Source organism: Streptomyces sp. NPDC058685, assembly GCF_042714725.1.
Taxonomy (GTDB): Bacteria; Actinomycetota; Actinomycetes; order Streptomycetales; family Streptomycetaceae; genus Streptomyces.
The window spans coordinates 48,867-75,766 of sequence record NZ_JBHXSL010000024.1 but is presented as its reverse complement, the minus strand read 5'-3'; the positions used below and the strand labels follow the sequence as shown (position 1 = coordinate 75,766).

Genomic DNA, 26,900 nt, shown 5'->3' with positions numbered 1-26,900 from the left:
GTGGCAGGAAGATGACCGCTGATTCCTCTCGTGACCGGCGCTTCGCACGCGCCCTGGACAGCCTGCGCGGACTGTCCGTGGGAGACGCTCTTGGCTCCCAGTACTTCGTACCGTCGAACTACCCGTTGCTGAAGCGGCGCGAGGTGCCCCCGGGCACCTGGCAGTGGACCGACGACACGGAAATGGCCTCCTCGGTGCTCGCCGTGCTGGCGGATCACGGCCGCATCGACCAGGACGCGCTCGCCGGCTCCTTCGCCGAGCATCATGACTTCGACCGCGGGTACGGCCCCGCCGTCAACCGCATGCTCCGGCTGATCCGCGAAGGCGGCGACTGGCGAGAACTGGCCACAGGGCTGTTCAAGGGCCAGGGTTCGTGGGGAAATGGATCTGCGATGCGGATCGCGCCCCTCGGCGCCTGGTACGCGGACGACCCGGAGCAGGCCACGCACCAGGCCGAGATCTCGTCGTACACCACGCACCAGCACCGTGAGGCTGTGGTCGGCGCCATGGCTGTGGCGGCGGCAGCAGCGATCGCGGCGAATCCGGCGGGACCGCCCCAGCCCACGGATCTGCTCGACGGCGTCATCGCGCTCGTGCCGCGCAGTGCGGTGGGAGCGGGATTGCGCCGAGCGCGGGACATGCTCGACTACAACGATGCCGGGACCGTCGCCGCGGTCCTGGGCAGCGGACGACGCACGAGCGCGCACGACACGGTGCCGTTCGCGCTCTGGTCGGCCGCTCGGTCGCTCGACGACTTCGAGCGGACGTTCTGGACGACCGCGCAGGTCGGAGGCGATGTCGACACGACGTGTGCCATCGCCTGCGGGGTGGTCGCCGCGGGGAAGGCCGGACAGCCGCCGGCCGCGTGGCTGGAGCGTACGGAGACGTTGCCGGGCTGGCTCCCCGCAGCGGCTCACTGAGACTCTGCCACTGATCGTCGTTTCACTCTGCGTGACTGCGTGACTGCGTGACTGCGTGAGTGCGCGGCTCCGAGCTGCTCGGAGTCTGTCTCTCAGCGCCGCTCACGGCGCCTTGCTACGAGCCGCGTCGACGGCAGGGGCATGTGTGCGGGCCGCGTCGATCGCCGACGCGGCCCGCACCCCGGCGCTACGCGGCGTGCCCTCCCGGGCCCGCGGTCCCGCTGAGTGCCTCCAGGTCGCTCTTGCGGACCCGAATGACGAACAGCGCGATCAGCGCGGCCAGTCCGACCAGGCCGACACCCGCCCAGAACGATGTCGCGATGCCCTCGGCGAGCACCTGGTGTCCCCAGGGCGGCGGCAATTCGTGCGTCTTCTCGAACACGGCCTTCTGCGCCGGAGTGGACTCGGCGAGGAACGACGGCAGCTGTCGCTCGGCCTCGTCGCGGCTGGCGGTGCTGAAGATGGTCATGAGGATGGACAGACCCAGTGAACCGCCGACCATCTGGGTGGCGTTGAGCAGGCTGGAGGCCGCCCCCGATTCGTGCTGCGAAACCCCGGAGACCGCGGTGAGGGTCGCGGTCACGAAGACCAGGCCCATGCCGAAACCGAAGAGGAGCATCGGTCCCAGCACGCCGCCCAGGTAGGAGCTCTCCGGGGAGAGCGCGGTCAGCCACGCCATACCGCTTCCCGTGAACAGTGCGCCGGCCACCAGGAACGGCTTGGGGCCGAGCACGGGGAGCAGCTTCGACGAGAGCCCGGCCGCAGTCACGATCATGACGGTGACCGGCAGGAACGCGAGACCGGAGGTGATGGGGCTGTAGTCCAGCACATTCTGCACGAACAGGACGATGAAGAAGAACATGCCGAACATGGCTGCGGCCAGGCTCATCATGATCAGATACGTGCCCGAGCGATTGCGGTCGGCGAACATGCGCAGCGGAGTGATCGGTTCGCGTGCCTTGCGTTCGATCAAGACGAAGGCGGTGAGCAGGACGATCGCCGCGGCGAAGGCGCCGAGCGTGAGTCCGTCGCTCCAGCCGTCCTCGGAGGCCCTGATGAACCCATAGACCAAGGACGCCATGCCCACGGTCGAGGTGAGCGCACCCGTGATGTCGAAGCGCCCGGAGTGCCGGTCGGACTCGTTGATGAACATCGGCGCGGTTACAGCGATGAGGATGCCGATCGGCAGGTTGACGTAGAACACCCAGCGCCAGTCCAGCCACTCGGTGAGCATGCCGCCGGCGAGCAGACCGATGGCCGCGCCGCTGGCCGAGACGGCCGCGAAGATGCCGAACGCACGGTTGCGCTCCGGGCCTTCGCGGAAAGTGGTGGTGATGAGTGCGAGCGCCGTGGGCGAGGCGATCGCGCCACCGACACCCTGGAGTGCGCGAGCGGCGAGCATCTGCCATGCCTCCTGGGCGACGCCGCACAGCAGCGAGGCGAAGGTGAACAGCAGCACGCCGAAGATGAAGACCCTTCGGCGGCCGAGTATGTCGCCCGCCCTGCCGCCGAGCAGCAGCAGTCCGCCGAAGGTGAGTGTGTAGGCGTTGACCACCCAGGACAGCTGGGTCGTGGTGAACTCGAGTGTCCCCTGGATGTGGGGGAGCGCGATATTCACAATCGTGGTGTCGAGTACCACCATGAGCTGGAGGGCGGCGATGACAGTGAGGGCAATCCCGGGGCGGCCTGGTCGGCGAGCGGCCCCGGGCGTACTGGGAGCTGCTAGTTCGGAAGTTGTCACTGGTGTCCCCCCACAAGTGTGTTAGTGAACGCGGTCGTTCACTGTTGTCAACCGTAGAGAGTCCCCATCAGTGAACGCAAGCGTTCACTGAACTCCAGTCCCCAACGGAGAGAAGATGATGGCCAATTCGCGCTGGACGGTCGCTGCCGAGACATCCCCGGTCTCGCTGCGCCGTCGAGGGCCGGTGCTGGAACGTGCGATCCTCGATGCTGCGCTGGAGCAGCTGAGCACGGTCGGCTGGAGCGGACTCACCATGGAAGGGGTCGCCGCCGGTGCGCAGACCGGGAAAGCGGCTGTCTATCGGCGCTGGCCCTCGAAGGAGGACCTTGTCGCCGATGCCCTGCAGGCCGCCCTGCCTCAGTTGGTCGAGGCCGATGATCACGGAAGCATCCGTGAGGATCTTTTCCAGCTGTGCCGTCGAGTGCGGGACGCGATGTACTCGCGATCCGGCTTCGCGCTCCGTTCAGTGCTTCACGAGTGCGACTCGGCTGCTGCTGAGCGGTTCCTCGCAGTGATCGTCCGCCAGGTGATCGAACCGTCCACGCAGCTCTTCCGTGACGTCGTACGCCGCGGAATGGTCCGGGGAGACGTCCGTCCCGATGCCGCTCACGACCTCGTCATCGATGTCATTCCGGGCCTGATGATGTACCGCTCCAAGGTGTGCGGAAGCGAATGGCCTGACGGAGACATCGCCGAAATGATCGACCAGGTGATGGTGCCGCTGCTCCGTCCGCACAAGGGCTGACGGTCTCTCCCGGACGAGGTCTTCCGTTGCGGTCGAACCGTGACGGGAATCCGGTTGTTCCGGGCGGGGTCGGTCGGCGTAGGCTTGCTGGCGCCATGCCGTACGAACCACCCACCCACACAGTCGAGCGCTCGATCCGGGCGACCACCGGCGCCAAGATCATTGCCGGTGTCGACGAGGTCGGACGAGGTGCCTGGGCCGGTCCCGTCACGGTGTGCGCCGCGATCACCGGACTGCGCCGGCCGCCTGTCGGGCTCACCGATTCCAAGCTGCTGAGCCAGAAGCGCCGCGAGGAGCTGGCGGTCCAGCTGGAGAAGTGGGTCACGGCCCACTCCCTGGGGCATGCCTCGCCGGAGGAGATCGACGAGCTCGGCATGACCGCGGCCCTTCGGCTGGCGGCCACCCGCGCGTTGGACGCGCTGCCGGTACGCCCGGACGCGGTCATCCTCGACGGCAAGCACGACTACCTCGGGGATCCGTGGCGCGTCCGCACGGTCATCAAGGGAGACCAGTCGTGTGTCGCGGTCGCCGCGGCCTCGGTGCTCGCCAAGGTGCGCAGGGACGCGATGATGGCCGAACTGCAGGGGGAGTTCCTCGACTTCGCCTTCGCGGACAACGCCGGCTACCCCTCGCCCGTCCACAAGGCCGCTCTCAGGGAGCTCGGCCCCACGCCGTACCACCGGCTCTCGTGGGCCTATCTCGACGCGCTGCCCGCCTGGCGGCACCTGAAGAAGATTCGACTCTCTCCGGAGGCGGCGGAACTGGAGAGTGGAGGCCAGCTCGGCTTCGAATTCTGAACCAGCCCTGCCGGCAGGGCAGTCGCACTCATGTGCCCACCCGCCTATGCCGTTCGAACCGGCATTTGATAGACATCCACCCATGCCTCTCATTCCCGAGGAGCCTCAGATTCACGAGAGCGCCCAGGGTCCCCGCGCTACACCGGCCGCCGGCCGCACCGCGCCGACCCCCCGTCCCGTACCCGGTCCGCGTTCCATGGCCTCGCCGCGTCCCGGACATCCGGGCCCGGGTTCCACCCGGCCCGCGACGACGCCGCGTACGCATGCCTCCACCGGACAGCCGCAGGCCACCCGGTCGGAGAACCGTTCCCAGCCGCAGATCCAGTTGATTCCCGCCCCCGCGGACGGCGCACTCGACGCCGCCGAGGAGGCGATCGACCTTCTGCTCGACACAGGCAGGGCACCGGGCGACGTCCTGCTGCTCACCACGGGCGAACAGCACCCGTGGGCCGCGCACGAGCTGTCCTTCGGCGAAGCCACCTATTGGGCCCAGCACGACGCCGGCGACGACGTGTTCTACGCCGCCGCCACCGCCGTGGGCCGGGCCTCCACCCGTTCCGTGGTAGTCGTCGCGCTCAACGGTGGTACCGAGGAGGAAGCCGCCACTGCACTCCCGGCGGCGATGGCCAAGGCCGGCGCACTGCTCATCGTGTGCGGTGACCCGAAGTGGATCAACGCCGCACTCGGTGCGGCGGCCTGACCGCGAGCCTTCCCGGAACCTCCCGGTGTGCCGTTGTCCGGCTGCCCTGACGAAGGACAGCCGGACAAGGGCAAGGCACAGAGGGCGCTTCGGTGTGCGCGCGTCGCCCGATGACGGAGCCGCAGCGTGTATCTCTGCGCTTCTCCATCTCCATGAGGCCTTGTCAGTTGGCCGGCCGCACGGTGAGTTGGGGGCACGTCGCGGAGCCTGAGCCGGTCTCCGACACGCGGCACGCCACCGGGCCGGCCTGTCCGGCATCGGGCTATGGCCCCAGTCTTCGCAGCATCGCGGGGCGCCCGATGCCCCCTGGTGGACAACATCCGTGGCGGCTGACGTCGGCTTCCCGCGCCGGCAGCTCAGGTATGTCAGCGGGCGGCCGTGCGGCGCAGGACGTCCACTGCGCCACTGGCGGTGCGCAGCTCCAAGGGCTCGCCCGCCGCCGCCATCTCCGCCAGATCACCGGGAGTCGACGTGGAACTCGGCCGGCGGCCACCCCGGCCCTCGCCGAGGACCTGCCAACCGCCTCGGGTCAGCGTGATGTACGCACCACAGCGCAGCCCGTGGAGGGTGCAGGCGTCTCGCAGCCCCCACATCCACGCACCGTCCTCCTCCGTCCATCGCTCGTCGCCCTCCCGGCAATAGAGCAGCACGGCTGTCCGCACCGGTGTGCGACGGCGGAGGTCGTGCGGGATGACCCGGCGCAGATGGGCCAGCAGGACGTTCCGGAACTCCCAGCCGTCGACCGGTGCCGAGCGCCGCGCGAACGAGGCGCTGGCGGCGAGCCGTTCCTCGTGATCGAGGACGGCGACGACCGCTGTCGTGGGCGCAGGACGGTGCCGGGCGTGCAGACCGCTCACCACTTCTCGCGGATTGCGCAGCAACGGGATTCCCGCTGCCGCCCACTCCGCGGGCTCGAGCAGCCTGGCGAGGCGGTTGGCGGAGCTGCCCGAGCTGTTGATCGAAGTGGCTGCGGACGAAGCGAATCCGAAGGTCACGAAACTCCCTTCGCATACGCGCCCACAGTGCGGGCAGGATCGGGTGAAGGCGCACCGCGGCACGGCTCTTCCGGACCGCGAACGGGCCGTGCGGGGAGCGTTCCAATTCTCGCTGGCGTGTCGGCATGCGGCAACGAGCAATTTGACGCCACCGGCGGGATTCGGCGGGTATGACTCAGATATCCCTGCCCATCAACAGCTTCTTTGACCCCTGAGGTCACGCCTGGACTGCAAGGACCAGCGGGAACACCCCCTTGGCACCGGCTCTGCGCAGCAACCGCGCCGCCACAGCCAGCGTCCAGCCGCTGTCCGAAAGATCATCGATCAGCAGCACGGGCCCGTCGGCCGCCGTCAGCGTTTCGGCCAGCTCGGCCGACACGGTGAACGCCTCGTGCAGCGCGCGCACCCGCTGAGCGCTGTTCGTACGCGAGATGTGGGTGTCCGTGGCCTCGGGCGCGTACTCGACGGAGCCCAGCAGCGGCATCCGGCCCACCTCGGCGATCCTGGTGCCGAGGGAACCGACCAGCTGGGGCCTGCTCCGCGATGCGACGGTCACGATGCCGACGGGCCGCGCCGATGCGTCCGGCGCCCCCGATGCCCAGCCACCGGGACCCTTCGCCCAGTCGGCGAGGACCGTCACCACCGCGTTCACCACGTCGTCCGTCACCGGAGCGTCCGGCGCCTGCGCGGTCAGCATCGGCCGCAGCCGGTTCCCCCAGCCGATGTCGGAGAGCCTGCCCAGCGCCCGCCCGGTGAAGGCCTGCTCGCCCTCCGGAATCCGACCCTTGAGATTGATGCCCACCGCCGACAGACCCGTCGGCCACATCTTGCGGGGATCGAGCTCAACCCCGGGCCTGCTCAACTCTCCGCGAGCGGCGTCCAGCGCCGTGTCGGAGACCTTGTCGCTGAACCGGCCGCCCGCACAGTTGTCACAGCGGCCGCACGGTACGGCTTCCTCGTCGTCCAGCTGCCGCCGCAGGAACTCCATCCTGCAACCCGTCGACCGCGCGTACTCCCGCATCGCCTGCTGCTCGGCGTCCCTCTGACGGGCCACCCACGCATAGCGGTCGGCGTCGTACTGCCAGGGCCGGCCCGTGGTCGTCCAGCCGCCCTTCACCCGGCGCACGGCACCGTCCACGTCGAGGACCTTGAGCATGGTCTCCAGCCTCGTACGCCGCAGCTCCACCAACGGCTCCAGCGCCGGCAGCGAGAGCGGCCTGTCCGCCTGCGCCAGCACATCGAGCGTGCGCCGCACCAGCTCCTCCGGCGGGAAGGCGACAGAAGCGAAGTACTGCCAGATCGCCTCGTCCTCCTTGCCCGGCAGCAGCAGCACTTCCGCGTGCTGCACCCCACGGCCCGCACGGCCCACCTGCTGGTAGTAGGCGATGGGCGACGACGGCGAGCCCAGGTGGACCACGAATCCGAGGTCGGGTTTGTCGAACCCCATCCCCAGCGCGGAGGTGGCCACCAGGGCCTTGACGCGGTTGGCGAGGAGATCCTCCTCGGCCTGCTGGCGATCCGCGTTCTCCGTACGACCCGTGTAGGAGGCCACCGTGTGCCCGCACTGGCGCAGATACGCCGTGACTTCCTCGGCCGCCGCGACCGTGAGGGTGTAGATGATCCCCGACCCCGGCAGCTCGCCGAGATGATCGGCCAGCCACGCAAGACGGGTGGCGGCATCGGGGAGCTGGAGCACACTCAGGCTGAGGCTCTCCCGGTCCAGTGGACCCCGCAGCACCAGAGCGTCCGTCCCCGCGCCCGTACCCAGCTGCTCCGCCACGTCCGCCGTCACCCGGGCATTGGCCGTCGCGGTGGTCGCCAGCACCGGCACTCCGGCCGGTAGGTCCGCCAGCATGGTCCGCAGCCGCCGGTAGTCGGGCCGGAAGTCATGGCCCCAGTCGGAGATGCAGTGGGCTTCGTCCACCACCAGGAGGCCGGTGGCCGCGGCGAGCTTGGGCAGCACCTGGTCGCGGAAGTCAGGGTTGTTGAGCCGCTCGGGGCTGACGAGCAGCACGTCGACCTCGCCCGCGGCCACCTCCTCCTGGACGGTGTCCCACTCCTCCGTGTTGGACGAATTGATCGTCCGGGCGCGGATGCCCGCCCGGGCCGCCGCGTCGACCTGGTTGCGCATGAGGGCGAGCAGCGGAGAGACGATCACGGTGGGGCCGCTGCCCTGACCGCGCAGCAGCGCTGTGGCGACGAAATACACCGCCGACTTGCCCCAGCCTGTCCGCTGCACCACAAGAGCCCGGCGCTTGTCGGCGACGAGCGCCTCGATCGCCCGCCACTGGTCCTCGCGCAGCCGGGCCGTGCCTGAGCTGTCCGAGACAAGGCGGGCAAGCACGGCGTCGGCCGTGGCCCTGAGGTCCGCGGAATCCGCGAGGTCTGCGTTGGTCATGACCCCATGCAACCTGATGGCACCGACAAACCGCGAATGGGCTGCCAGCCTGTGGATAACGTTATCCACAGGGGTCGCGGACGGTGATCTCCCGCGAGACCGTCATGCCATGAACAAGCACCACGAACCCGTCCACCGCACCGACGACCAGCAGATCACCCTGCGCGGCCCAGCCGAACTGGCCGACGCACTCCCGTACATGATGGGGTTTCACCCGACCGACTCCATCGTGATCGTCGCGCTCCACGGCAGCCGCGGCCGCTTCGGAGGCCGGGTGAGGCTCGGGATTCCCCGCTCGCGGCGTGAATGGTCACCCGTGGCCCAGCAGCTCGCGGAATGCCTGATCGAGGGGAGCGAGCGGCGGGGGTCGCGTCCCGACGGCTTCGTCGTCTACCTCTGCCAGGATCCGGCCGAAGGCGAGACGAGCCGAAGCGTGATGGAGCGACTGCGCCCGCTCGCCCAGCGACTGCGGACCGCATGCGGCTCCCTCGACGTGCCCGTGTATGAGGCGTTGTGCATCTCCGACGGACGTTTCTGGTCCTACTGCTGCCCCGATGAACGCTGCTGCCCGCCGGAAGGGAAGGGGCTCGCCATCCCCGGCACATCGGTGATGGCGGCCGCCGCGGCGTACGCCGGGGTCCATGTGCGCGGATCACTGCGGGAGATGGAAGCGCGGCTCGCGCCCACGACGGGACCGTCGGCCGGCGCCCAGGCCGAAGCCCTCGACAGGGCGGGAGCGGCACTCGTGCCGAGGATCCTCGATGAATTGGGACGCAAGCGGGTGGCCACAGAGACGCTCACCCTGGCGCGCACGCTCATGGCGCGTATCGCCGAGACACCCTGGACCCCCAGCAGGTCGGAGGCGGACACCATCGACGACGCACTCCTCGGCCACGACGAAGCCGCCGCCATGATTCTCGGGCTTCAGGACCGGGAGACCCGGGACCGCGCGGCGGAATGGATGGAGGGGCCGGAGGCGGAACCAGCCCTGCGCCTCTGGCGGGCCCTGTGCCGGCGATGCGTCGCTCCCTATGCGGAGCACGCCACAGCACCCCTCACCCTCGCGGGCTGGGTCGCGTGGTCCACCGGTGACGAGCCCAGTGCCCGTGTCGCCCTCGGACTCGCCCTGCGCCTCGACGATCAGTACGTCTTCGCCCGCCTTCTCCACCAGGCCTGCAACGAGGGACTGGACCCGGAGACCCTGCGCAACTGCCTCCGCAAGGAGCGCACTTCACGAGACGAGCTGAAGTACGCCGCTGACGGCGAAAGCCGGCGTATCCACGAGACCCCCGACCAACCGCAGACACCCGACCCTGCGGGGAGGCGCGGCCGCCCGCGCACCCGGCAGGCACGGGCCCCGATCGGTACCCGGCCCCGCCGACCCGCCCCGCCGAAGACGGCTTCCGTGCCGACACACCCCAGCAAGGCAGGGGGTCAGCGCAGCCCGGACAGTCGGCGCGACAACCGGCAGGACTCGCGGAGCGAACCATGACAGCCGTGACCCGTCTCTGTGCGGCCGTTCACCGCCGGGGCGCGGTCGTACGACCCGCGCCCTCGCGCACGCAGCGCTGCCCGGAGCCGACCCGTGCCCTCGCGCCAGCGGCTGCCCGGAGCCGCTGCCCGGGAGCCCACGGAAGGCTCCCCACAGCGACCATGGCACCCACCGCCCCGCGCCCGCCTTCCGGGCGGTTCGTGCCGAGGCCGCCTGGCGCTGGGGCTGCCCGAGCAGGAGCCGACCGGGTTGCTGCCGGTCGCGGAGCGCTGCCACACCTGCTGAGGCAGGCCGCAGGAAGCGACGGACTTCTGGCCGACCCGGCCCCGCCGTGCAACAGCATGCCGAGACCCAAGCGCGCGCACCCGGCCGCGGTGCTCGACGCCGACCCCATGGCGGCCTGCGGCCGCCGGGAGCCCATGACTGGAGCGAACGGGCGGGCCGTGTTCGGGGTGCGGCCGACCCGTGCGTATCGGGCCAACTGCAGGTCTGGCAGCGGTGGCGGCCGCGGCAGGGATACGGGTCCTGCGGATGCCGGCCGCCATCCCCCCGAGGCTCTCGCTCGGACGGTGGCCGTGCGCCCGGTGTATTGCGCTCCGCTCGGCGCGATCGGAATCGCGGGGCTGAGCGTGGCCCGGTCAGCCCGTCGCCGTATGCGTCAGCAGGCTGGGTCTCGGCATGATCGAAGAGGCAGCGCCGGGCCTCCAACTGGAGGTGTGAGCGGGTAGGCGGGGTGGGTGGGGGAGGGGGGAAGAAAGCACGCCACCTCCCCGAGGAATCGAGTGTTTATCGTCAGGCAGACGACTATGATCACGGCATGCCTCCCTACGACCCGTCGGCCTACCCCCCTTTTGCTGTCACCGTCGACCTGGTCGTGCTCACCGTGCGTCGGCATGCGCTCTGCGCACTGGTCGTTCGCCGCGGTGAGCCGCCGTTCCAGGGCCGGTGGGCGCTGCCCGGAGGCTTCGTCCGCGGGGACGAGGATCTGTCGGCAGCCGCGGCGCGTGAGCTCTCCGAGGAAACCGGCCTGTGCGTCCACGACCCCTTGTCGCCGGCCCCCGGCAATGGTGCGCACCTCGAGCAGCTCGCCACCTACGGCGATCCGAAGCGGGACCCGCGGATGCGGGTCGTCAGCGTCGCCCATCTGGTGCTGGCTCCCGACCTGCCGGCACCCCGGGCCGGCGGGGACGCGAACAGCGCGCGATGGACGCCGGTCGAAGACCTTCTCGGCCAGGAGAGCGGGTTCGCGCGCGAGGGTGAGTCGGTGGCTCCGCTGGCGTTCGACCATGCGCGGATTCTGGGCGACGGGGTGGAGCGGGCACGCTCCAAGATCGAGTACTCGTCGCTGGCCACGGCCTTCTGCCCGCCCGAGTTCACCGTCGGTGAGCTGCGGAGGGTGTACGAGGCGGTGTGGGGTGTCGCTCTGGACCCGAGGAACTTCCACCGGAAGGTGACCGGCACACCGGGGTTCCTGGTCCCGGCCGGCGGTACGACCACCCGTCAGGGCGGCCGGCCCGCGCAGCTCTTCCGGGCGGGCGGAGCCACCGTGCTGAACCCGCCGATGCTGCGCCCGGAAGTCTGACAACGACGCGTCCGCCCGAGCCGCCGCGCGCGGCCCGGGTCGCCCGCCCACGCCCGCGGGCTGAGCACCCCCGGTCAGAGCGCCCCTCCTGCAGCCCCGCTCCGGCACCTCCCTGGCCCGATCCGCACGCCTTCCCGCACGCCCTTCCCGCACCCCCGAGGGCCCCTCACCGCCTGACGCCTCGCCCGCCCCGACGACCCGTCCCCGAGCGCTCGCCCCCGCGGCCGCCCCCCGAGGTCACCGGCGGGCGCCCCAGCCTGCCCCACCCCCATACCCCCGCCCCGTCGTCCCGCCCGCGCGCCGTCTGACACCCGCCGAGCCGATCCACCACCCTGCGCCAAAAGTCCAAAATGTCGCGTTATCTTGCTGCGGTAGCCCTCACGCCCACGCCGCCGAGCGGTCCACCGCTCCTCCGCGAGAGAACAGATGCTCCAGGCCATCGGACTGACCAGCGCCCATCGGCGGGATCTCCCGCCCGCCGTCGACGACCTCACCTTCGAGGCGCGGCCCGGCCAGGTCACGGCCCTTCTCGGCGCGGACGGTTCCGGCAAGTCGACCGCGCTGCGCCTGATGCTCGAACTCGAACCCGGCCGCGGCATCACCTACTTCCGCGGCAACCCCCTGCACCGCATCGCCCACCCCGCCCGCGAGGTCGGGGTACTCCTCGGCGATGTGCCCGGCCACCCCGCGCGCACCGCCCGGGGCCAGCTCCGAATGCTCTGCGCCGCCGCCGGGGTGCCGGTGGCCCGCGCCGACGAGATGCTCGACGTCGTCGGACTCGCGGGTCTCGGCGCCCAGCAGCTCGGCACGCTCTCGCGCGGCATGGACCGCAGACTCGGCCTCGCCTCCGCCCTGTTGGGCGACCCGCAGACCCTCATCCTCGACGAGCCGGGCAAGGGCCTCGCCCCGCGCGAGACGGGCTGGCTGTACGCGCTGCTGCGCGAGCACGCCGAAGACGGCGGAACCGTGCTCTGCACGACGAGCGACCCCCGGGAGGCTGCCCGCCTCGCGGATCATGTCGTCACCATCGACGCCGGGCGGCTCGTCGGCGACCAGGACGCCGGCGAGTTCTCCCGCACACGGCTGCGCCCCCGGGTTGCCGTCCACACCCCGCACATGGCGCGCCTCGCCGCCGTCGTGCAGCGCGAGGCGCGTGCCGCCCGGCGGTCGGTCGAGGTGGTGACCGAGGCCGGCAACCGGCTCTCGGTCTACGGCAGCAGCTGCGCCGAGATCGGTGAAACGGCCTTCCGGCACGGCGTACTCGTACACCGGCTCACCGACGAGATCGGCGACACAGGTCTCACGTCCCCGGCCGCCGAGGACGCCGAAGTCGCCGCAGGCGCGCGGCCCACGCCGTCCGCCGCGGGCCCTGCGCCACTCGCCCGTCCCGCCACCAGCCCTGTCAGGCCGCTGCGTTACGAGCTGCTGCGGCTCCTCGGCGTGCGTACTCCCGCCGTCATCCTCGCCGTCGTCCTCCTTGCCTCCCTCGCGGTCTGCATCCTGCTCGCCCGTTTCCGGACCATGCCGCTGCCGGTCGTGCTCGCCGCCTGGCCGCCGTTCTTCCCGCTGCCGCCCGCGGCCTTCGGTGCCGGGCTGATCGGCGCCCTGTCCTTCGGTGAGGAGTTCCGTCACCCCGCGCTCGCCACCGCTCGAGGCACCGTCCCGCGCCGACTCGGGCTGCTGATCGCCAAACTCGCGGTCACCGCCGGTGCCGCCCTGCTGCTGGCGCTGGTCGTCGTCGTGGCCGACGCACAGGCTCTGCGCGTCGTCTACGGAAGCGACGCGACCGACCTGCCACGGAACTGGCCCGCGCTGGCGGCAGGTTGGGGCGGCCTCTCCGTCGGCTGCGCCTGGGCCGGTCTGCTGGCGGCGGGAGTCTTCCGTGTCACGGCCGCCGGAGTGGCCGCCGTGCTCGCCGTGCCGATCATCATTGCCCCGCTGGTGCAGAAGGCGATCATCGGACCGTCTGTGCGTTCGATCGCCGGAATCTCCGGGAGACTTCGCGAACTGACCTGGGTGCGGCTTCCCCGGCAGGCCGACGACCTGGTCATGGCCGGGATGCGCGTCCTCGCCCAACCCGTCGGAGCCGCACTGGTCTTGTCGTTGTCGGTCCTGATCTGCGCATATATGGTCACCGGCCTTCGCCGTAGGGCTCCTTGGTGATCATGAGCGAGCAGGGAGCGGTCTTCTGCTCACAACTCCCTTGAGTGCGCCCGTTTCCTTCCGATAAGGCGTCAATTGCGGGGCGAGCGCCGATCACCCTTTCGTGTGCTTTTCACCAAAGACCTCAAGGGCTGCCGGAGCCTCGCCGACAAAGGATGCGTGAGTACCCTTGCGCACACCATGATGACCGCCGCCCGCCCCGCCGATTCTGGCCTCGCAGGACCGGGCGAACTCGACCGCTACCCCTACCCGGAGTCCCCGGGTGTCGACCGGGTCGGCCCGCCCTCCTGGGAGGGTTCGGAAACGGAGTTGGGCCGCGTCGGCCGCCGCGCGGCAGGCAATCGGGGCCGCGGGCTGCACGGCCAACTCGTGCAACAGCTCGGCCAGATGATTGTTTCCGGGGATCTGGGTGCCGACCGCCCGCTCGTCCCCGAGGAGATCGGCCAGCGTTTCGAGGTCTCCCGCACCGTCGTCCGTGAGTCGCTGCGCGTCCTCGAGGCCAAGGGCCTCGTCAGCGCCCGCCCCAATGTCGGCACCCGGGTCCGGCCCGTCAGTGACTGGAATCTTCTGGACGCCGACATCATCGAGTGGCGCGCTTTCGGTCCGCAGCGCGACGATCAGCGTCGCGAGCTCTCCGAGCTGCGCTGGACCATCGAGCCCCTCGCCGCCCGTCTCGCCGCCGGCCACGGCCGTGAGGACATCCAGCAGCGACTCTCCGACATGGTCGAGATCATGGGCCATGCCCTTACTCAGGGTGACGGCATCACGTTCTCGCGGGCCGACTCCGAATTCCATGCCCTGCTCATCCAGCTCGCCGGGAACCGGATGCTGGAGCACCTGTCCGGCATCGTCTCGGCGGCCCTCCAGGTCTCCGGCGGTCCGGTCACGGGCTGTGACCGCCCGAACGAGGCCTCCCTGGCGCACCACGGCCGTATCGTCGAGGCCCTCGCGGCCGGGGACGCGCCTGCCGCCGAGTCCGCCATGCGTCAACTGTTGACGGTTCACCCGGAGGTGGAGCGCGTCGTGCCCGCCCCCCGCGAGCACTGATCCGGTCACGGCCGGAACGCAGAGGCGTACGCACCGCGTGTCGCCGGATTCCACGGGGGTCCGGCGGCACGATTGTGTGGTGAACGCCTGTTCTGGTCGTTTCGCGGAGAATGGGGTGTGACTCGGGCCACGCGGATTGGGCGTAACACTCCTCGAAACAGTGCGATGACCTAAGAGGTGACAGCCGAGGAGGAATACAGCACCCGTTCACGGCGCTGTGCAGTTCCAAGGTTCCGCCCGCGCCACCGGCACATCCGCAGCCAGGTGGTCGTCGGCTCCGGCCCGATCATGGGCGGGGCCGGAAGCCGTTTCCATCGTTCCGAGAGGTTGTTCGTGTCGGCCAGCACATCCCGTACGCTCCCGCCGGAGATCGCCGAGTCCGAGTCTGTGATGGCGCTCATCGAGCGGGGAAAGGCTGATGGGCAGATCGCCGGCGATGACGTGCGTCGGGCCTTCGAGGCTGACCAGATTCCGCCAACCCAGTGGAAGAATGTTCTGCGCAGCCTCAACCAGATCCTCGAGGAAGAGGGTGTGACGCTGATGGTCAGTGCCGCGGAGTCGCCGAAGCGCGCCCGCAAGAGCGTCGCTGCGAAGAGCCCGGCAAAGCGCACCGCCACCAAGACCGTCGCGGCCAAGACCGCCACGGCGAAAACCGTCGCGGCCTCCGCGGCGCCGACGGCCGAGTCCGTCGACGTCCAGGCCGACGACGAGGTCTCGGAGGCCGCGCCTGCCAAGAAGGCGGCCGCCAAGAAGACGGTCGCGAAGAAGACGGCGGCCAAGAAGACCGCCGCCAAGAAGACCGTGGCGAAGAAGGCCACGTCGAAGAAGGACTCCGACGAGCCCGCCGAGGGCGAGGAGCTCGTCGACGACGCGCAGCCCGGTGCCAAGGGCGAAGAGGAAGAGACCGAGGGCGAGAGCAAGGGCTTCGTCCTGTCCGACGACGACGAGGACGACGCGCCCGCGCAGCAGGTCGCGGTCGCCGGCGCCACCGCCGACCCGGTCAAGGACTATCTGAAGCAGATCGGCAAGGTTCCCCTCCTCAACGCCGAGCAGGAGGTCGAGCTCGCCAAGCGCATCGAGGCCGGCCTGTTCGCCGAGGACAAGCTGGCGAACTCCGACAAGCTGGCGCCGAAGCTCAAGCGCGAGCTGGAGATCATCGCCGAGGACGGCCGCCGCGCCAAGAATCACCTGCTGGAGGCCAACCTCCGTCTGGTCGTCTCGCTGGCCAAGCGCTACACCGGCCGCGGCATGCTCTTCCTGGACCTGATCCAGGAGGGCAACCTCGGTCTGATCCGCGCGGTCGAGAAGTTCGACTACACCAAGGGCTACAAGTTCTCCACGTACGCCACCTGGTGGATCCGTCAGGCGATCACCCGCGCCATGGCCGACCAGGCCCGCACCATCCGTATCCCGGTGCACATGGTCGAGGTCATCAACAAGCTCGCGCGTGTGCAGCGTCAGATGCTCCAGGACCTGGGCCGCGAGCCCACCCCGGAGGAGCTGGCCAAGGAACTCGACATGACCCCCGAGAAGGTCATCGAGGTCCAGAAGTACGGCCGTGAGCCGATCTCCCTGCACACCCCGCTGGGCGAGGACGGCGACAGCGAGTTCGGTGACCTCATCGAGGACTCCGAGGCGGTCGTCCCGGCCGACGCGGTCAGCTTCACCCTGCTGCAGGAGCAGCTCCACTCGGTGCTCGACACCCTCTCCGAGCGTGAGGCCGGCGTGGTCTCCATGCGCTTCGGTCTCACCGACGGTCAGCCGAAGACGCTGGACGAGATCGGCAAGGTCTACGGCGTGACGCGTGAGCGGATTCGCCAGATCGAGTCGAAGACGATGTCGAAGCTGCGTCACCCGTCGCGTTCGCAGGTCCTGCGCGACTACCTCGACTAGTCGGCACCGTCGATTTTCGGCCGTTCGAGGGCCCGGATCCCGTCAGGGATCCGGGCCCTCGGCATGTGTGAGGGTGCGGCTGCGGCCGACCTGCGTGACTCTGAGTGGACTCAATTCACAGAGAGTCAGGAGGCCGTATGCGTCGTCCCCTCGTCCGAGCCTTGACAGGGGCGCTGGCCCTGATTTCCACGGCTGCCCTCGCGCCCCTGGTGGCGTCCGTCCCGGCAGCCGCCGACGGCGTGGTCGTGGGTGGCTCCCCGGTACGCGCCGCCGACAGTCCCTGGGTGGTGGCCCTCTCCAGCCGTGACCGGTTCGGAGGAACCCGCGCGGGTCAGTTCTGCGGCGGCGTCGTGGTGGCGCCGACCAAGGTGATGACCGCGGCCCACTGCCTGAGCCGGACCGTGCTGGGCCAGAAGGTGAGCGACGTCGCGGACCTGCGGGTCATCGCCGGACGGTCGGCACTGGCCGGCGCGGGCGGGCAGGAGATCGCCGTCAGTGGCAGCTGGGTCTCGCCCCGTTATGACCCGGCGACCAACAGTGCGGATATGGCGGTGCTGACGCTGGCGAAGGCCCTCCCGGCGTCGTTCGTCCTGCCGCTGGCGGGTGCCGGTGACGCCGCGTACGCGCCCGGTACCAGCGCCACCGTCTACGGATGGGGCGACATGAGCGGCAGCGGCCACTACGCCTCGTCGCTGCGAGCCGCCCCGGTGACCGTCCTGTCGGACGGGACCTGCGAGCAGGCCTATCCCGGCGGTCTGGGGGGCCGCTACGAGGCTTCCACGATGCTGTGCGCCGGAGACCCGCGAGGGGGCCGCGACGCCTGCCAGGGGGACAGTGGAGGGCCGCTGGTGGCCCAGGGGCGCCTCATCGGGCTGGTGTCCTGGGGGAGCGGCTGTGGGCGGGCCGACAGTCCGGGGGTGTACACGCGGGTTTCCGCGGTGTCCGAGTCCTGAAGGGGCCCTGGATCAGAACGGACCGCTGACGCGGTCACGGTACGAGAGCGGGCGGCCGCCCCTGGTGTTCAGGGGTTGCCGCCCGTCAGCCGGTCCTGGACCGACCTTGGCTCGTCGTGGATGTGAGGTATCAGTGATCCTCTTCACCGACGGCGGCCGGTACGGCCGTGAGTCGGTCGGTCTCATCCTGTATTTCCGCGGCGATCTTCTTGAGTTCCGGCTCGAACTTGCGTCCATGGTGGGCGCAGAAGAGCAGTTCACCGCCGCTGGTCAGGACGACACGCAGATAGGCCTGCGCACCGCAGCGGTCACAGCGGTCACCAGCCGTCAGCGGGCTCGCGGGGGTCAGAACAGTAGTCACGTCGCCTCTTCTCTAGCTCGACGAGCTGTCGTACCAGGGTCAACATCCAACCAGCCCGAAAACGTTCCCGCTCGGGGCTTTTCCTCGAAACTTCTTATCGAGGTGGCTGTCTGCTGCCGGTTGGCGGCGAATGAGCCGTATTGCTTCGCTCTACGGATTTCGCGTTGCTTGTCTCGATGGGCCCTCCCGGCTGGGTTGCCGGTTGTTGATGAGGACGTGCCCGGAGCCTAAATGGTTCATGCCTCGAAGGGAACGTGATGTACGCGTCACTCCATCGAGGGATCGAACAAGTATGCGAGGCTGGACTAGCATGAAAAATCTGGTGGGTGGCGTTACATCGGCTCTACCAGGCCTCGGTACCCTCTGACCGGCGACCGACGCCGGGCCTTTACCCCACTTGGCCACATCTGAAATTCAGCGAGGAGCGAACCGCGTGACCGCCGAAACGTCCGTGCCGTCCAGTGCGGTACTGACCGCAGACCGTGACGGGTCCAACTACACCGCGCGGCACCTGCTCGTCCTCGAAGGGCTCGAAGCGGTCCGCAAGCGCCCCGGCATGTACATCGGGTCGACCGACAGTCGCGGTCTGATGCACTGCCTCTGGGAGATCATCGACAACTCCGTCGACGAGGCTCTCGGTGGCTATTGCGACCACATCGAAGTGATCCTGCACGACGACAGCTCCGTGGAGGTCCGGGACAACGGCCGGGGCATCCCGGTCGACGTGGAGCCCAAGACCGGCCTGTCCGGCATCGAGGTCGTCATGACCAAGCTGCACGCCGGCGGCAAGTTCGGCGGTGGCTCCTACGCCGCCTCCGGCGGTCTGCACGGTGTGGGCGCCTCCGTGGTCAACGCGCTCTCGGCCCGCCTCGACGTCGAGGTCGACCGCAACAGCGCCACCCACGCGATCAGCTTCCGCCGCGGTGTGCCCGGCATCTTCACCGAGCAGGGCCCCGACGCCCCCTTCGACCCGGCGAACGGCCTGCTGAAGGGCAAGCGGGTGCCCAAGGCGCGTACCGGTACCCGTGTGCGGTACTGGGCGGACCGCCAGATCTTCCTCAAGGACGCCAAGCTCAACCTCGACACCCTCCACCAGCGCGCCCGGCAGACCGCCTTCCTGGTGCCCGGTCTCACCATCGTCGTGCGCGACGAGCGGGACCTGGAGGGCCAGGGCAAGAGCGAGGAGATCTTCCGCTTCGACGGAGGCATCAGCGAGTTCTGCGAGTACCTGGCCCAGGACAAGGCCGTCTGCGACGTGGTGCGGCTGACCGGCACGGGCAGCTTCAAGGAGACCGTCCCGGTCCTGGACGACCGCGGCCACATGACCCCCACCGAGGTCACCCGGGAGCTCGGTGTCGACATCGCCCTGCGCTGGGGCACGGGCTACGACAGCACGGTCAAGTCCTTCGTGAACATCATCGCCACCCCCAAGGGCGGCACCCACGTCTCCGGCTTCGAGCGCTCGCTGACCCGGACGGTGAACGAAGTGCTCCGCTCGGCCAAGATGCTGCGCGTCGCCGAGGACGACATCGTCAAGGACGACGCCCTGGAGGGCATCACGGCGGTCGTCACCGTCCGGCTGGCGGAGCCCCAGTTCGAGGGCCAGACCAAGGAGGTGCTGGGCACCTCGGCGGCCAACAGGATCGTCGCAGCCGTCGTCGCCAAGGAGCTCAAGGCCTTTCTGACCTCCACCAAGCGCGACGCGAAGGCGCAGGCCAGGGCCGTCCTGGAGAAGGCCGTCTCGGCCGCGCGCACCCGGATCGCCGCCCGGCAGCACAAGGAGGCGCAGCGCCGGAAGACGGCCCTGGAGTCGTCCTCGCTGCCGGCCAAGCTCGCCGACTGCCGCAGCGACGACGTGGAGCGCAGCGAGCTCTTCATCGTGGAGGGGGACTCCGCGCTCGGTACCGCCAAGCTCGCTCGGAACAGCGAGTTCCAGGCGCTGCTGCCGATCCGCGGAAAGATCCTCAACGTTCAGAAGTCGTCCGTGTCGGACATGCTGAAGAACGCCGAGTGCGGCGCGATCATCCAGGTCATAGGAGCCGGCTCGGGCCGGACGTTCGACATCGACGCCGCCCGCTACGGAAAGATCGTGCTGCTCGTCGACGCCGACGTCGACGGAGCCCACATCCGCTGTCTGCTGCTGACGCTGTTCCAGCGCTACATGCGGCCGATGGTGGAAGCGGGCCGGGTCTTCGCCGCGGTGCCGCCGCTGCACCGGATCGAGCTGGTCCAGCCCAAGAAGGGCCAGGACAAGTACGTCTACACCTACTCCGACAACGAGCTGCGGCAGACCCTGCTGGAGTTCCAGCGCAAGGGGGTCCGTTTCAAGGACTCCATCCAGCGCTACAAGGGTCTCGGCGAGATGGACGCCGACCAGCTGGCCGAGACGACGATGGACCCGCGTCACCGCACGCTGCGCCGGATCAACATCGGTGACCTCGACTCCTCCGAGCAGGTCTTCGACCTGCTGATGGGCAACGAGGTCGCGCCCCGCAAGGAGTTCATCACCAGCTCCGCGGCCACGCTGGACCGGTCCCGGATCGACGCCTGATCCACCGCCTGCCCACCCAGGGGTGGAGCCGCCGGCTCCACCCCTGAGCCGATTCCGGGCGTCGGCACTCCTCCGTAGCATCGAGGCGACGGAGGAGGGGCATGAACGTGCTGAGCAGCAAGGCGACCGCGTGGCCCACGCGTGAGTCGCTGTCCCGGATCGGTGTGCCGCGCACCCGCGCGGTCCTCGACGGCATCGTGCTCGCCGGACTGGCCACCTGGGCGCTGGCCGGCTCCTACGCATCGGGAGCCTTCAGCGGCCTGGAGACCGTCCTGCCGGCCGTCGGGCTGCTGCTCTGCGCGGGCGCCTTCCTCGCCTTCCACGAGACGACCCTGAAGCACCGGCTGCTGCCGTCCCTCGGCGCGCTGCTCGTCCTCGCCACGGTGGGCTGGGGGGCGTACGCGAAGGGCGCCGAGGTGGCCGCGGCCGTCCCGTGGATCACGGCGGCCATCCTGGCGATGGAGCGGCTGCCGCTCGCGTACGGCCTGGCCACCGGGGTGCTGATGGTCGGCTCCTTCACGGTGATGCAGCAGGGCGGACCGCTCGGGTCGGGCATCACCGTCGCCGCGATCCTCTTCGGCGGCTATTCGCTCCGGCTGGACGGGCAGGCACGGGGCGCGGGGTTCCGGCTGCTCGCACAGGAGCGGGCCGCGCGCGAGGCCGAGGCCACCTCGGCGGCTCTCGGGGAACGCGCCAGGATCGCGAGGGAGATCCACGACGTCCTCGCCCACAGCCTCTCCGCGCAGCTCGTGCACCTGGAAGCCGCCCGGATCCAGATCGAGAGAGAGCCGGAGGGCCCCTTCCGCGACGGGATCCTCGAACGCGTGATCGCGGCCCGCGGCATGGCGCGCGAAGGGCTCGCCGAGACCAGGCAGGCGCTGTCCGCGCTCCGCGGCGAGATGGTGCCCGTCGAGGACTTCCTGCGGGAGCCGGCCGTCGCCGACGGAGCCGCGACCGAGGTGAGAGGCGATCCGCGGCTGCTGACCGCCGAGGCTTCACAAGCTGTACGCAGAGTGGCCCAGGAGGCCCTCACGAACGCGCGCAAGCACGCCCCCGGCGCCACGGTGCGGGTGCTGCTGGCCTACGAGACGGACCACGTGATGCTGGAAGTGCGGGATTCGGGCACGGCCGAGAAGACGGGCGAGCTCGGGGCCTCCGGCTCCGGGTACGGTCTGCTGGGAATGCGGGAGCGGGCCGAACTCCTCGGCGGCAGCCTGGAGGCGGGACCGGAGGGAGAGGGTTTCGTGGTGCGGCTGCGAGTGCCGGCATGAGCGAGCAGAACGCCAGAGTGATCGTCGCCGACGACCAGGCGGTGGTGCGCGAGGGCATCGTGATGCTGCTGGGGCTGCTGCCCGGCATCGAGGTCGTCGGCTCGGCCAAGGACGGCGACGAGGCGGTCGCCCTGGTCGCCGAACTCGCCCCCGACGTCGTCCTGATGGACCTCCGGATGCCCCGCTGCGACGGGGTCGAGGCCACGCGCCGGATCCGCAGCGAGCACCCCGCCACCCAGATCGTGGTGCTGACGACATACGCCGACGACGAGTCCCTCTTCCCCGCGCTGCGGGCGGGAGCACGCGGCTATCTCACCAAGGACGCCGACGGCGACGAGATCGTCCGGGCGATCCAGGACGTCATGGCCGGTCGGGCGGGACTCTCACCGGTCGTCCAGCGCCGTCTGCTGGAGCAGGTCACGGCCGCCGGTCCGCCGGCCGCGCCGCAGCTGCCCGACGGACTGACCGCCCGCGAGGGCGAGGTGCTCACCCTCATCGCGGAAGGACTCACCAACGCCGAGATCGCCCGCCGGCTGCACATCTCCACCGCCACCGTGAAGACCCACATCAACAACCTCTTCTCGAAGGCCGATCTGCACGACCGCGCCCAGGCCGTGCGCTACGCCTATCGGGAAGGTCTGGCGCAGCCACCTGGGACGAGCATCACCTGATGGGGTGAAGACCGGCGGGAGAAGAGTCCGGGATCTTCCCGCTCTGTCCATCCTTGGGCACGCGGCCGAAACGGTTCGCTGACAAGGAGAGTTGATCGGTGGAGAAGCAGGACGGGCAGGACGCCGCCGCGGTGCGGCTCGACGACCCGTGGTACGACGCACTGGCCGCCGGCTGGGGCGAACTGGACAGCACGGGTGCTCCCGCCATCGCCGTCCCGGTGCAGCCCGTGGAGCGGGCCGCCGACCGGCCCGGGACCGCGGAGATCTACCTGGAGGTGCACCGCAGCGCCGCCTTCCAGGAGGTCCGCAGCCGCTACCGCCGTTTCGTCGTCCCCGCCTCCCTCGCCTTCCTCCTCTGGTACCTGGCCTATGTCGTGGCGGCCACCGCAGCTCCCGGTCTGATGGCCCGGCCCGTCGCGGGCGCCGTGAACGTGGCCATGGTCGCCGGCCTCGGCCAGTTCCTCACCACCTTCCTGCTGACCTGGGCCTATGCCCGCCATGCGCGACTGCGGCGGGACCGTGCCGCGCTCGATCTGCGCTGGACCGTGTTCGACCGGGCGAGGGCACAGGAGACGGCCCGGGGGAGCGAGCGGTGACCGGCGACCACCAGACCCTGGCGCTGCTCCTGTTCAGCGCGTTCATCGCGGTCACGCTCGGGATCACCACCTGGGTGAGCCGCAACCGACACGGCTCGGCGGAGGAGTTCTACGCCGGTGGCCGGCTGTTCTCCCCGATGGAGAACGGCTTCGCCATCGCCGGTGACTACATGTCCGCCGCCTCCTTCCTCGGCATCTCCGGTCTGATCGCCCTCTACGGGTACGACGGCATGCTCTACTCCGTCGGCTTCCTCGTCGCCTGGCTGGTCGTGCTGCTGCTCGTCGCCGAACTCGTGCGCAACTGCGGCCGGTTCACCCTCGCCGACGTCATCGCGTCGAGGATGCGGGAGCGCCCGGTGCGTATCGCGTCGGGCACGTCGTCGGTCACCGTGTCGGTGCTCTACCTGGTGGCGCAGATGGTGGGCGCGGGCAGCCTCGTCGCGCTGCTCCTCGGCGGCACCAGCGAGGCCGCTCAGTCCTGGACGGTGGTGGGCGTCGGGGCGCTGATGGTCATCTATGTGTCGTTCGGCGGGATGCGGGCGACGACCTGGATCCAGATCGTCAAGGCCGTCCTGCTGATGGCGGGTGCGATCGCCATGACACTGCTCGTCCTCACCCGCTTCCAGGGCGATGTGAACCACCTGCTCAACACCGCCGCCGAACGCAGCGGCCACGGCAAGGACTTCCTGTCGCCCGGCCTGCGCTACGGCGGGGACTGGACCGCGCGGCTGGACTTCATCAGCCTCGGCCTGGCGCTCGTCCTGGGTACGGCCGGCCTGCCGCACATCCTGTCGCGCTTCTACACCGTGCCCACCGCACGGGCCGCCCGCCGTTCGGTGGTCTGGTCGATCGGCCTGATCGGCAGCTTCTATCTGATGACGATCGTGCTCGGCTTCGGTGCCGCCGCGGTGCTCGGCACCGAGGAGGTCCGTGCGTCCAACGCCGCGGGGAACACGGCCGTACCGCTGCTCGCCCTGGACCTCGGCGGAGGCGCGGGCTCCACCGGAGGCACGGTGCTGTTCGCGGTGGTCGCCGCGGTCGCCTTCGCGACGATCCTGGCCGTGGTCGCCGGCATCACCCTGGCCTCGTCGGCCTCGGTCGCCCACGATCTGTACGCCTCGCTCAAGCGCCGGCACGCCAAGCAGCGCAGCGAGGTCGCGGTCGCGCGGCTCGCCGCCGCCGGGATCGGCGCCGTGGCGATCGCCCTCGGTCTGCTGGCCCGCGATCTGAACGTGGCGTTCCTGGTGGGCCTGGCCTTCGCCGTCGCCGCCTCCGCCAATCTGCCCGTCCTGCTCTACTCGCTGTTCTGGCGCAACTTCACGACGCGCGGCGCCGTCTGGTCGGTCTACGGGGGACTGATCCCCGCCATGCTGCTGGTGGTGCTCTCACCGGTGGTGTCCGGCAGCCCGGAGTCGCTGTTCCCGGGCGTCGACTTCCATGTCTTCCCGCTGCAGAACCCGGGCGTGGTCTCCATTCCGCTGGGCTTCCTCGCGGGCTGGATCGGCACCGTCATCTCTTCGGAGCCCCCGGACGACGCCCGGCACGCCGAGACGGAGGTACGGGCGCTGACGGGCGCGGGGGCGGTCTGACGCGGGAGGGGCCGGTGCGGTCCGACGCGGGGCCCATCCGCCGGCGGTCCCTGCCGCTCGGTCAGAGGCTCGCGGCCCAGGAGTAGCGGTGCTCGGGGCGGCCGGTTTCGCCGTACCGGAGACTCAGTTGCACGCGGCTCGTGCGCTCCAGCAGCTTGAGATAGCGCTGCGCGGTCTGTCTGCTGACGCCCGCCCGGTCCGCGATCTCCTGCGTGGACAGCGGCCCGTCGGCCGCCAGCAGCACCTGGCGTACGGCCTCGGCGGTGGTCGGCGAGTGTCCCTTGGGCAGATCGGGGGCGACCGATCCGGCCGACAGCGCGCCGAAGATCCTGTCCACCTCGGCCTGTTCCGCTTCCCCTCCACCGCGCAGCGTGCGGCGCAGCCCCGCGTACGCCTCCAACTTGGCCCGCAGACCGGCGAAGTTGAACGGCTTCACCAGGTACTGGAGCGCGCCGTGGCGCATCGCCGCCTGGACGGTGGCGACGTCGCGCGCCGCCGTCACCATGATCACGTCGGTGTGATGGCCCAGCCGGCGCAGCTCCCGGACGACCGCGAGGCCGTTCCCGTCCGGCAGGTAGTGGTCCATGAGCACCAGGTCCACAGGGGTGTCGGTGATCCGGGCGAGTGCCTCGGTCGCCGAATGCGCTGTCGCCGCGACCCGGAAGCCCGGCACCTTCGCCACGTAGGCCGCGTTGATCTCCGCCACGCGGACGTCGTCGTCCACGACGAGGACCTCGACAGGATTCTCGGTGGTCTCGGTGGTCTCGGTGGGTCGGTCGTTCACGGTGCCTCCCCGGCGACGGCCGGCTCCGGATCGGCGAGTTCGGTCAGCGATTCGGGCAGCACGACGGTGAACTCCGCGCCTCCGCCCGCCGCTTCGCCGACGCGTGCGCTGCCGCCCTGCCGTTCCGCGAGCCGGCGCACCAGTGCCAGCCCGATGCCGCGCTTGCCGTGGGCCGGGAGTTCCTTGGTGGACCAGCCCTCGGTGAAGATCTGCTCGCGCTGTTCCGGCGGCACTCCGGGGCCGCTGTCCGAGACCCGCAGCACCGCTGTACGCCCCTCCGCCCGCAGACGGACCTCGACGCGCGCGTCCTGCGAACCCGCTGCGGCGTCCATGGCGTTGTCGACGAGGTTGCCGACGACCGTGACGATGCCGCGCGGATCGACCAGACGGTCGGGCAGCAGGGTGTCCGGGGCGATGCGCAGGGAGACCCCGCGCTCGGCCGCGACGGTCGCCTTCCCCACCAGCAGGGAGGCCAGCAGCGGGTCGTGGATCTTCTCGGTGACCTGCTCGGCGGTGGCGCGGTGCACCCCGACGACCTCGGTGACGAACTCCACCGCCTCCTCGTGCATCTCCAGCTCCAGCAGCCCGAGCAGGGTGTGCATCCGGTTGGCGTGCTCGTGGTCCTGGGCCCGCAGGGCGTCGATGAGACCGCGGGTGGAGTCCAGCTCCCGGCCCAGCTGTTCCAGTTCGGTGCGGTCACGCAGGGTGGCGACGGCGCCGCCGTCGTCCGTGGGCATCCGGTTGGCGATCAGCACACGGTGGCCCCGCACGGTGACGAGGTCCTCGCCGGTGACGCGGCCGGTGAGGACATCGGCCGTACGGCCCTCGCCGAGCACCTCGGTGAGCGGCAGGCCCCTGGCGTCGGAACCGAGGCCGAGCAGCCGCTCCGCCTCGTCGTTCATCAGCCGGACCCTGCCCGCCGCGTCGAGGGCCACAACGCCCTCGCGGATGCCGTGCAGCATCGCCTCCCGCTCGGCCAGCAGCGCGGAGATGTCGGAGAAGGCCAGGTCATGGGTCTGGCGCTGAAGTCTGCGGGAGATCAGATAGGCGGCCAGCGCCCCGACGGCCAGGGCGCCCCCGGCGTAGGCGAGCAGGCCGGGGATCGCCGCGAGGAGACGGGCGCGGACGCTGTCGTACTCGATACCGACGGACACCGCTCCGACGATCGCGCCGCTGTCGTCGCGCAGCGGCACCTTGCCCCGGGCGGAGCGGCCGAGCGTGCCGCTGTCGATCTCCATGACGTCCCGGCCCGCGAGCGCGTCGCTCGGGTCGGTCGAGACGACCCGGCCGATCTGGGCGGGGGAGGTGTGCGACCAGCGCACCCCGGTCCGGTCCATGACCACGACGTACTCGGCGCCGGTCGCCCTGCGGATCCGCTCGGCCTCGGCCTGGACCGGTCCTGTGGCCGTGGGCCGGGTGCCGGTGAGGTCCTCGGCGACCTCGGTGGACGCCGTCGTCTCGGCGATCGCCAGCGCCCGGCGCATGGCCTGGTCGTCGAGCTGCTCACTGAGAGGCGCCAGAAAGAGACCGGTGGCCAGGACGGTCACACCGGTCGCGATGGCCAGCTGCATCAGCAGGACCTGGGAGAAGACCCGCTGCGGCCAGCCGAACTGCCGGCGTCCGGCCGGCGGGGTCGGTTCGGGACTCATGC

General features: G+C 70.3%; 21 protein-coding genes. 15 read left to right on the top strand and 6 right to left on the bottom strand.

Annotated features, from left to right (window positions below; translation table 11 throughout):
- Positions 1 to 11: 11 nt before the first annotated feature.
- Positions 12 to 920 carry an ADP-ribosylglycohydrolase family protein gene (locus tag ACFWU3_RS20515; RefSeq protein WP_384439272.1) on the top strand — a complete coding sequence of 303 codons (909 nt, stop codon included), beginning with the start codon at positions 12 to 14 and terminating at the stop codon, positions 918 to 920.
- A 187-nt stretch (positions 921 to 1,107) separates the two neighbouring features.
- On the opposite strand, the gene ACFWU3_RS20510 is transcribed toward ACFWU3_RS20515, so the two are convergent.
- Positions 1,108 to 2,661 (bottom strand): MFS transporter, encoded by a 1,554-nt coding sequence (locus ACFWU3_RS20510; protein ID WP_384439269.1) that lies wholly within the window; start codon positions 2,659 to 2,661, stop codon positions 1,108 to 1,110.
- A 118-nt stretch (positions 2,662 to 2,779) separates the two neighbouring features.
- Between ACFWU3_RS20510 and ACFWU3_RS20505 the strand changes: the two genes are divergently transcribed.
- The 3 genes from ACFWU3_RS20505 to ACFWU3_RS20495 all read left to right on the top strand — a co-directional run bounded on the left by ACFWU3_RS20505 (position 2,780) and on the right by ACFWU3_RS20495 (position 4,903).
- Positions 2,780 to 3,406: a TetR/AcrR family transcriptional regulator gene (locus tag ACFWU3_RS20505; RefSeq protein ID WP_384439337.1), complete on the top strand. Its 627-nt coding sequence runs from the start codon at positions 2,780 to 2,782 to the stop codon at positions 3,404 to 3,406.
- A gap of 95 nt (positions 3,407 to 3,501) precedes the next feature.
- On the top strand, positions 3,502 to 4,203 hold the full coding sequence (locus ACFWU3_RS20500; protein ID WP_384439266.1) for a ribonuclease HII: 702 nt from the start codon (positions 3,502 to 3,504) through the stop codon (positions 4,201 to 4,203).
- Between the two features lie 82 nt (positions 4,204 to 4,285).
- Positions 4,286 to 4,903, top strand: coding sequence for a hypothetical protein (locus ACFWU3_RS20495; protein ID WP_384439263.1), 618 nt, complete (start codon positions 4,286 to 4,288; stop codon positions 4,901 to 4,903).
- A 365-nt stretch (positions 4,904 to 5,268) separates the two neighbouring features.
- On the opposite strand, the gene ACFWU3_RS20490 is transcribed toward ACFWU3_RS20495, so the two are convergent.
- Both ACFWU3_RS20490 and ACFWU3_RS20485 read right to left on the bottom strand, forming a co-directional pair.
- Positions 5,269 to 5,898, bottom strand: a complete 630-nt coding sequence (locus ACFWU3_RS20490; protein ID WP_384439260.1) for a hypothetical protein — start codon at positions 5,896 to 5,898, stop codon at positions 5,269 to 5,271.
- A gap of 217 nt (positions 5,899 to 6,115) precedes the next feature.
- Positions 6,116 to 8,296: a RecQ family ATP-dependent DNA helicase gene (locus ACFWU3_RS20485; RefSeq protein WP_384439257.1), complete on the bottom strand. Its 2,181-nt coding sequence runs from the start codon at positions 8,294 to 8,296 to the stop codon at positions 6,116 to 6,118.
- Between the two features lie 109 nt (positions 8,297 to 8,405).
- On the opposite strand from ACFWU3_RS20485, the gene ACFWU3_RS20480 reads away from it, so the two are divergent.
- From ACFWU3_RS20480 to ACFWU3_RS20455, 6 genes are all read left to right on the top strand, one after another.
- On the top strand, positions 8,406 to 9,788 hold the full coding sequence (locus ACFWU3_RS20480; RefSeq protein WP_384439254.1) for a DUF4192 family protein: 1,383 nt from the start codon (positions 8,406 to 8,408) through the stop codon (positions 9,786 to 9,788).
- A gap of 817 nt (positions 9,789 to 10,605) precedes the next feature.
- The gene (locus tag ACFWU3_RS20475) at positions 10,606 to 11,370 is read left to right on the top strand and encodes an NUDIX domain-containing protein (protein WP_384439251.1); all 765 of its coding nucleotides are present in this window, start codon (positions 10,606 to 10,608) and stop codon (positions 11,368 to 11,370) included.
- Positions 11,371 to 11,796: 426 nt separating this feature from the next.
- A complete protein-coding gene (locus tag ACFWU3_RS20470; RefSeq protein WP_384439248.1) occupies positions 11,797 to 13,533 on the top strand; it encodes an ATP-binding cassette domain-containing protein in 1,737 nt (578 codons plus the stop codon).
- A 159-nt stretch (positions 13,534 to 13,692) separates the two neighbouring features.
- Positions 13,693 to 14,580 carry a FadR/GntR family transcriptional regulator gene (locus tag ACFWU3_RS20465; protein ID WP_384439245.1) on the top strand — a complete coding sequence of 296 codons (888 nt, stop codon included), beginning with the start codon at positions 13,693 to 13,695 and terminating at the stop codon, positions 14,578 to 14,580.
- A gap of 333 nt (positions 14,581 to 14,913) precedes the next feature.
- Complete coding sequence (locus ACFWU3_RS20460) at positions 14,914 to 16,473, top strand: RNA polymerase sigma factor (protein ID WP_352205091.1); 1,560 nt, start codon at positions 14,914 to 14,916, stop codon at positions 16,471 to 16,473.
- 137 nt (positions 16,474 to 16,610) lie between these two features.
- Positions 16,611 to 17,426: a S1 family peptidase gene (locus tag ACFWU3_RS20455; RefSeq protein ID WP_384439242.1), complete on the top strand. Its 816-nt coding sequence runs from the start codon at positions 16,611 to 16,613 to the stop codon at positions 17,424 to 17,426.
- Between the two features lie 130 nt (positions 17,427 to 17,556).
- On the opposite strand, the gene ACFWU3_RS20450 is transcribed toward ACFWU3_RS20455, so the two are convergent.
- Entirely contained in the window at positions 17,557 to 17,787 is a 231-nt protein-coding gene (locus ACFWU3_RS20450) for a hypothetical protein (RefSeq protein ID WP_313943672.1), read from the bottom strand.
- A 433-nt stretch (positions 17,788 to 18,220) separates the two neighbouring features.
- Here ACFWU3_RS20450 and ACFWU3_RS20445 point away from each other — a divergent pair, with 433 nt between their 5' ends.
- The 5 genes from ACFWU3_RS20445 to ACFWU3_RS20425 all read left to right on the top strand — a co-directional run bounded on the left by ACFWU3_RS20445 (position 18,221) and on the right by ACFWU3_RS20425 (position 24,465).
- Positions 18,221 to 20,338: a DNA topoisomerase IV subunit B gene (locus tag ACFWU3_RS20445; RefSeq protein ID WP_327679460.1), complete on the top strand. Its 2,118-nt coding sequence runs from the start codon at positions 18,221 to 18,223 to the stop codon at positions 20,336 to 20,338.
- A 101-nt stretch (positions 20,339 to 20,439) separates the two neighbouring features.
- Positions 20,440 to 21,609 (top strand): sensor histidine kinase, encoded by a 1,170-nt coding sequence (locus ACFWU3_RS20440; protein ID WP_384439237.1) that lies wholly within the window; start codon positions 20,440 to 20,442, stop codon positions 21,607 to 21,609.
- Complete coding sequence (locus ACFWU3_RS20435) at positions 21,606 to 22,280, top strand: response regulator (protein WP_384439234.1); 675 nt, start codon at positions 21,606 to 21,608, stop codon at positions 22,278 to 22,280. The genes ACFWU3_RS20440 and ACFWU3_RS20435 overlap by 4 nt, the downstream gene beginning before the upstream one ends.
- 98 nt (positions 22,281 to 22,378) lie before the next feature.
- A complete protein-coding gene (locus tag ACFWU3_RS20430) occupies positions 22,379 to 22,876 on the top strand; it encodes a DUF485 domain-containing protein (protein ID WP_384439231.1) in 498 nt (165 codons plus the stop codon).
- Positions 22,873 to 24,465 (top strand): cation acetate symporter, encoded by a 1,593-nt coding sequence (locus ACFWU3_RS20425; protein WP_384439228.1) that lies wholly within the window; start codon positions 22,873 to 22,875, stop codon positions 24,463 to 24,465. The genes ACFWU3_RS20430 and ACFWU3_RS20425 overlap by 4 nt, the downstream gene beginning before the upstream one ends.
- Positions 24,466 to 24,526: 61 nt before the next feature.
- Here ACFWU3_RS20425 and ACFWU3_RS20420 read toward each other — a convergent pair whose 3' ends face one another.
- Both ACFWU3_RS20420 and ACFWU3_RS20415 read right to left on the bottom strand, forming a co-directional pair.
- Positions 24,527 to 25,249, bottom strand: a complete 723-nt coding sequence (locus tag ACFWU3_RS20420; RefSeq protein ID WP_384439225.1) for a response regulator — start codon at positions 25,247 to 25,249, stop codon at positions 24,527 to 24,529.
- Positions 25,246 to 26,898 (bottom strand): ATP-binding protein, encoded by a 1,653-nt coding sequence (locus tag ACFWU3_RS20415; protein ID WP_384439222.1) that lies wholly within the window; start codon positions 26,896 to 26,898, stop codon positions 25,246 to 25,248. The genes ACFWU3_RS20420 and ACFWU3_RS20415 overlap by 4 nt, the downstream gene beginning before the upstream one ends.
- Positions 26,899 to 26,900: the final 2 nt, after the last annotated feature.